This window comes from Streptomyces beijiangensis (assembly GCF_017315755.1).
Classification (GTDB): domain Bacteria; phylum Actinomycetota; class Actinomycetes; order Streptomycetales; family Streptomycetaceae; genus Streptomyces; species Streptomyces beijiangensis.
This window is the reverse complement of the sequence record NZ_JAFLRJ010000137.1, coordinates 1-4,179: the sequence shown is the minus strand read 5'-3', so window position 1 is coordinate 4,179 and position 4,179 is coordinate 1. Positions and strand designations below refer to the sequence as shown.

Annotated in this window: 5 protein-coding genes; 4 read left to right on the top strand and 1 reads right to left on the bottom strand. The window is 68.2% G+C overall.

Going from position 1 to position 4,179, the window contains the following annotated elements:
* On the bottom strand, positions 1-504 hold a 504-nt coding region (locus tag J0695_RS15060), incomplete at its 3' end, for a transglycosylase domain-containing protein (RefSeq protein WP_206962537.1).
* Between the two features lie 155 nt (positions 505-659).
* Between J0695_RS15060 and J0695_RS15055 the strand changes: the two genes are divergently transcribed.
* Genes J0695_RS15055 through J0695_RS15040 form a run of 4 tightly spaced genes read left to right on the top strand, consistent with a single transcriptional unit; the run spans position 660 to position 3,936 of the window.
* A complete protein-coding gene (locus J0695_RS15055; RefSeq protein ID WP_206962538.1) occupies positions 660-1,460 on the top strand; it encodes an ABC transporter permease in 801 nt (266 codons plus the stop codon).
* Positions 1,453-2,283, top strand: coding sequence for an ABC transporter permease (locus tag J0695_RS15050; RefSeq protein WP_307798631.1), 831 nt, complete (start codon positions 1,453-1,455; stop codon positions 2,281-2,283). The genes J0695_RS15055 and J0695_RS15050 overlap by 8 nt, the downstream gene beginning before the upstream one ends.
* Before the next feature lie 14 nt (positions 2,284-2,297).
* Positions 2,298-3,272, top strand: coding sequence for an ABC transporter ATP-binding protein (locus J0695_RS15045; protein ID WP_206962536.1), 975 nt, complete (start codon positions 2,298-2,300; stop codon positions 3,270-3,272).
* A 10-nt stretch (positions 3,273-3,282) separates the two neighbouring features.
* Complete coding sequence (locus J0695_RS15040; RefSeq protein WP_206962535.1) at positions 3,283-3,936, top strand: DUF1707 SHOCT-like domain-containing protein; 654 nt, start codon at positions 3,283-3,285, stop codon at positions 3,934-3,936.
* Positions 3,937-4,179 lie beyond the last annotated feature (243 nt).

Genomic DNA, 4,179 nt, shown 5'->3' with positions numbered 1-4,179 from the left:
CTGCTGGGTGATGGTCGAGCCCGACTGCTTGCCCTTGCCGGTGACGGTGTTGAAGAGGCCGCGCAGGGTGCCGGTGATGGAGATGCCGCGCTCGTTGTAGAAGTTGCGGTCCTCGGCGGCGAGTGCGGCGTGCTGGGTGGTGAGGGCGATCCGGCTGAGGGGGACGTCCTCGCGGTTGACCGCGCCGTCGATGGCGAGCTGGCTCTTGCCGTCGGCGTAGAGGTAGACGTTGGACTGGGCGGTGGCCGCGTCGTTGGGGTCGGGGATGGGGACGAGGGCGTAGCCGAGGAAGAACAGGCCGATGCAGAGGAGCAGGAAGCCGAGGATCGTGCCGACGACCCAGCGCCAGCGGGGGAAGAAGCGGCGCCAGCCGGTGCGTTTGGGGCGCTTCTGCTTCTGCTTCCCGTTCTTGTCGGTGGGTCCGGATTCCGGATCCGGGCCGGTGGCGGTGAGGTCCCGGGGTGCCCAGCCCGGGTGCTGCTGGTCCGGCTGCTCGTCGCTCATGTCTCTCCGGCCGTAATGGGATCGTATGCGCCCATATTGCACTTCTTCGGCGGTTATCCCCTGATCCGCTGGTCCGGTCCAGGAAAGCTGTCGCAGTGACCGCTCCGCTGGACTAGGGTCGGGCGCTTTGGTGCTCGGATGGAGGGGACCCGTTGATACGGCTGTATGCGCTGGTCGCGGCAGGAGGGTTCCGGCGTCATGCGACCTACCGGGTGGCGACGGTCGCGGGGGTGTTCACCAACACCGTCTTCGGCTTCATCGTGGCGTACACCTACATCGCGCTCTGGGACCAGAAGCCGCACCTCGGAGGGTACGACCAGGCCCAGGCCCTGACCTACGTGTGGCTGGGCCAGGGAATGATGGCGACCGTCGCCATGCTGGGCGGCGGCTTCGAGGACGAACTGATCGAACGGGTCCGCAGCGGAGACATCGCCACCGACCTCTACCGGCCCGCCGACCTGCAACTGTGGTGGCTGGCGGGAGACTTGGGGAGGGCTGCCTTCCACTTCCTGGTGCGCGGCACGATGCCGATGATGCTGGGGGCGCTCGTCTTCGATCTCGCGCTTCCGGACAACCCTTTCGTGTGGATTGCGTTTGTGTTCTCCGTAGTCCTGGGCGTGGTGGTGAGCTTCGCGGTGCGCTACCTGGTGGCGCTCTCCTCCTTCTGGCTCCTCGACGGCGCGGGCGTCGCGCAGATCATCGGACTGGTGTCGCTGTTCTTCTCGGGGATGCTGCTGCCGCTGAACGTCTTCCCCGGGGTGCTGGGCGAGCTGGCGAAGGTGCTGCCCTGGTCGTCGCTGCTCCAGATCCCGGCCGACGTCCTGCTCGGCAAGCACACCGGGTGGGGCCTGGTGGGTGCGTACGCCTTCCAGCTCGGCTGGGCGGCGGTGCTGCTGACGGTGGGCCGGCTCCTGCAGTCCGCCGCCACCAGGAAGGTCGTGGTGCAGGGTGGCTGAGACCGAGGCTCGGGGACGGACCCTGGACGGCATCCGTGCGTACGGACTGATCGCCTCGATGTGGGTGCGCTCGACGATGGCCTATCGGGCCTCCTTCGCGATGACGGCCCTGGGCAACTTCGCGGCGACCGGCTTCGACTTCGTCGCGATCCTGATGATGTTCAGTCATGTGGACTCGCTCGGCGGCTACTCGCTGCCGGAGATCGCCTTCCTCTACGGGACCGCGGGGGTGTCCTTCGGCCTCTCGGACCTGGTGATGGGATCGATGGACCGCCTCGGCCGGCGCATCAGGGACGGCACGCTGGACACGCTCCTGGTGCGCCCGGCTCCGGTACTCGCGCAGGTCGCCGCGGACCGGTTCGCGCTGCGGCGGCTGGGGCGGATCACCCAGGGGCTGCTCGTCCTCGGCTATGCACTGCTGGTGCTGGACATCGACTGGACGGTCGTGAAGGTGCTGCTCGTACCGGTGATGCTGCTGTCGGGCGGGGCGATCTTCGGGGCGGTGTTCGTGGTCGGGGCTGCCTTCCAGTTCTGGGCGCAGGATGCTTCGGAGGTGCAGAACTCCTTCACGTACGGCGGGGTGACGATGCTCGTGTACCCGCCGACGGTCTTCGCCAAGGACCTGGTGCGGGGCGTGACCTTCGTGATCCCGCTGGCCTTCGTCAACTGGCTGCCCGCGCTGTACGTGCTGGGGCGGCCGTACCCGCTGGACGTACCGCAGTGGCTGGCCTTCACGCCGCCGCTGGTGGCGGCGGCGTGCATGGGACTTGCGGGACTCGCGTGGCGGGCGGGCCTTCGCTCGTACCGCAGTACAGGGAGTTAGGGAGCTGAGGGGCAGTGGTGGACGCGGACTTCATCGAGCTGGACAACCTGGAAAAGGTCTTCGACGTACGGCGCAAGGCGGGTTTCTGGCGTCGTGAGAAGTCGGAGGTGCGGGCGGTCGACGGCATCAGCTTCACCGTCGCGCGCGGCGAGATGGTCGGCTACATCGGGCCGAACGGCGCGGGCAAGTCGACCACCATCAAGATGCTGACGGGCATCCTCACCCCCAGCGGCGGCCGGCTGCGGGTGGCGGGCCTCGATCCTTCCCGCGAGCGGACAAAGCTTGCGCAGCGGATCGGGGTCGTCTTCGGGCAGCGCACCACGCTCTGGTGGGACCTGCCGCTGCGGGACTCCTACCGGCTCGCGCACCGGATGTACCGGATCCCGGACGCGCGCTTCGCCGAGAACATGGAGCGCTGTGTCGAACTCCTGGACCTGGCCGAGCTGTTGGAGGTTCCGGTACGGCAGCTCTCGCTCGGCCAGCGGATGCGCGGAGACATCGCGGCGGCGCTGCTGCACGACCCGGAGGTGCTGTACCTGGACGAGCCGACGATCGGGCTCGATGTCGTATCGAAGGCGAAAGTCCGTGAATTCCTGCGGGACTTGAACGCTGAGCGGGGTACGACGGTGCTTCTCACCACGCACGATCTGCAGGACATCGAGCAGCTCTGCAAGCGCGTGATGGTGATCGACCACGGGCGGCTGATGTACGACGGCGCGCTGACCGGACTGCACGAGGTGGGGTCGGGGGTGAGCGAAAGGATGCTGGTGGTGGACCTGGAACGGGAACTTCCGCCCATCGACCTGGAGTTGGTGCGGGTGGTGAAGGTGGAGGGTCCGCGCCAGTGGCTGGCCTTCCCTTCGGCGGCTTCGGCGGCGCCGATCGTCGCGGCGATCGCGGCTTCGTACCCCCTGGTCGATCTCTCCGTACGGGAACCGGACATCGAGGCGGTCATCGCAAAGATGTACGCAGATCGCGGGGTTTACTAGGCTGGCGGTCATGACTTCTGAACTCCCGGAGATGCGCGCCTCCGATGCCGAGCGCGAGAGGGTGGCCGAGTCGCTGCGGGATGCCGTGGCGGAGGGCCGCCTCGACATGGAGGAGTTCGAGAACCGGCTTGATGCGGCCTACAAGGCGCGTACGCACGGGGAGTTGGAGCCGCTCGTACGGGACCTGCCGGCGCCGGGGACCTTCCAGTCGGCCGTGCCCGCACCTGCGGTGAAGGGCGGCTGGGCGGAACGCATCGGCGGAACGGTCTCCTCCAGCGGGGCGTTCGCCTTCTGGGGTGGCTTCAGCCGCAAGGGCCCGTGGACGGTGGGCCCGAGGTTCACGGCGTTCGCGATGATGGGCGGCGGCGAGATCGACCTGCGCGAGGCGCGGTTCGCGGACCGCGATGTGGTGATCCGCTGCTTCGCGTTCATGGGCGGGATGGGGGTGATCGTGCCTCCGGACCTGACGGTGGTGGTCAAGGGCATCGGCATCATGGGCGGCTTCGGCGACGACGCGACGGGCGAGGGCACGCCGGGCTCGCCGCGGGTGACGGTGACGGGGTTCGCGCTGATGGGCGGCGTCGGGGTCGAGCGAAAGATCACCCGCGCGGAACGCCAGCGCCTCAAGGAGGCGAAGAAGGCGGAACGCAAGGAACTGGGCTGACCCCAAGCCCGCCCGCACCGTTCCGTGTGGCCCGGCCAAAAGGGCGCCCGCGCTTTCCCGTGCGGATCGGCCAAAACAAGCCCCCCGCACCGTTCGGTGTGGCCCGGCCAAAAGGGCGCCTGCGCTTTCCCGTGTGGATCGGCCAAAAACAAGCCCGCCCGCAGACTTCGGTGTGGTCGGCCAAAAGGGCGCCCGCACTTTTCCGTGTGGACCGGCCCAAAACAAGCCCGTCCGGCGATTGAG

Coding starts and splice junctions, on each gene's coding strand:
- J0695_RS15040 (WP_206962535.1), top strand. CDS start 3,283: ATGACTTCTGAACTCCCGGAGATGCGCGCCTCCGATGCCGAGCGCGAG.